The sequence below is a fragment of the Scandinavium sp. NPDC088450 genome (assembly GCF_044900545.1).
GTDB lineage: Bacteria > Pseudomonadota > Gammaproteobacteria > Enterobacterales > Enterobacteriaceae > Scandinavium.
This window is the reverse complement of the sequence record NZ_JBJDNI010000008.1, coordinates 194379-196762: the sequence shown is the minus strand read 5'-3', so window position 1 is coordinate 196762 and position 2384 is coordinate 194379. Positions and strand designations below refer to the sequence as shown.

Annotated in this window: 1 protein-coding gene; it reads left to right on the top strand. The window is 42.2% G+C overall.

Features of this window, described 5'->3' with window-relative positions:
- Positions 1-204 precede the first annotated feature (204 nt).
- On the top strand, positions 205-2384 hold a 2180-nt coding region (locus ACI2I2_RS10075; protein ID WP_404657791.1), incomplete at its 3' end, for a calcium-binding protein.

The following is a 2384-nucleotide window of genomic DNA, read 5'->3' as shown; positions in this document are numbered from 1 at the left end:
CGAATATGGCGTTAAATGGCTACACGCCGATGCAGCATATTCAACGCATGACCTGATTCTACTTATTGCCTCCGTTAAAAATGGGGGGATTACCGCTTGGCGGACGCTTTAGCTGATGCAATTAGTATAGGCAAAGCTATTGGGAATGAAATAGCTTCAACTACATCGGATATAATCGGTCCCATACAGGATGGATTCAATGCGATGGATATTGTTGATAAACTTGCTGCAGGTGAAATCAATGATGTTGTCGCCGGCCAGTTTGCTGATGCTGTAGGAGTTCTTGCTGAATCTCTGCTACCCGCAATCTTGTTATCGAATCTTCCCCCACCAGTAAAAGCTATAGCAGCTATAGCAGCAGTATTCGCTGGTGATATTATTAGTAGCGCAATTGACAATGAGATTATTGTCATGCCAGTCAGTAATATACCTCATTTTCCTACGAATATGAATCCAAGATTTCAGGATATTCTCGCAAGAAATGGGATAGATCCAGGAGGTATAATTATTGGCCCACTAAATGCTTTTGCCAATGCGATGAAGTATTTGGATAAAAATAAAGGCCCATCCTCTGACGATGCAGAAAAGATGTCTTCACCAATCATCATCGATCTTGACGGCGATGGGATAGAAACCATCTCTCGTGCAGAAGGTGTCTATTTCGATCATGATAATAATTCATTTGTTGAGCGAAGCAGTTGGGTGCATAGTGATGACGCTTTACTGGCCAGAGATATAAATGGCAACGGTATTATTGATTCTGGTTCTGAGCTTTTCGGAAATAACACTTTTACTTCTAATGGAAAATATGCCAGTAATGGATATGAAGCATTAAAAGATCTCGATAGCAACAGTGATGGGGTCATCAACTCAGAAGATTCGTCCTGGAATGAGCTTTTATTATGGCAGGATAAAAATAGCAACGGTTACACCGATGCAGGTGAGTTAATTACACTAACCGATGCAAAAATCGCCACAATAAAGTATCAGTATCAAAATTCAAACTTTATTGATGATAACAATAATAAACATACGCAAATATCAGAAGTCATCATGGATAATGGCGAAAGTATTATTTCTACTGATGTATGGTTTGATGTCAATCAGCAAAACACGTACCACATACCGCAAGATGACATCCAAAAGGAGATATTAGCCCTGCCTAATATTGCAGGAATGGGAAATGTCACTTCGCTCCATGAGGCAATGAATAATAATGCTGACTTAGCTTCTCTCGTTAAGGAGTATATAGCCAACCCACTGTCTCATATCAATGATGGGCTTATTGAAAAAATTGTTTTTACATGGACCAATGCTCAGGGGGCCACAGATCGCGATAAAGTTACCAGTTTCATGAATAATATTACAGGTGGCGACTTTAATCAGCATGGCTCTTCAACTCCAGGATCTGATGCATACAAAGAGCTTCAATCTCAATTAAAAGACTTTGAAAAATACGTTTCGGCACAACTATTAAGCCAGAGTGAATTTGCTATTGAGTTTTCAACACTAACATTTACCTATGATAAGGAAAATAATGAGGTAACACTTGATACATCCGCTTTTGAAGTTCTGATGAGGTCAATGGAAAAAACTGACTTCGGAAGAAGTTTGATTGCCCGAAATGTTTTCTTCACTGTATTAATGTACATACCAGATATGGAGGGGGTTGCTCAGGAATTGGGAGTTCCGGAACTATTAGTTATAAATCCAGAAAGTAAAAATAGCACTATTAACGCCCGTGATAATTGCAATACAGCCTATTTTATTCAAAAAGATTCCGGAGATATTATAATTAATGATAAAATAAGCGATAATATCTACAGTAATGCATTAGTTATCAATGATTTGTCTTCTTCTGAAGTAGAGATAATAAAGTCTGATAATAGTTTGTTAATTAAGATATCTGAGAATGACTCCGTCACCCTGAACAACTATTTCAGCAGTTCCTCTTACCGCCGCTTCAGTATCGTCTTTGATGACAAAACCCTCTCCATGGACGACCTCGCCGCTATGGGCTTCCCCGTCTACGGCTCTGATAACTCAGAATCGCTCAGCGGCTTGGACAATGACGACACTCTGCACGGTTACGCCGGCAATGACTCCCTCAGTGGCGGCACCGGTAACGATATCCTCGATGGTGGCACCGGCAATGACTCCCTCAGTGGCGACGCCGGCAACGATACCCTCGACGGCGGCACCGGCAATGACTCCCTCAGTGGCGGCACCGGCAACGACACCCTCGACGGTGGTGCCGGCAACGATACCCTCCGTGGTGGCACCGGCAACGACACCTATCTTTTCCGCTCCGGGCACGGTCAGGATTCCATTTCCGACAGCAGCAGTACTGACCTCAACACTCTGGTCTTCGAAGGGGCATCTTC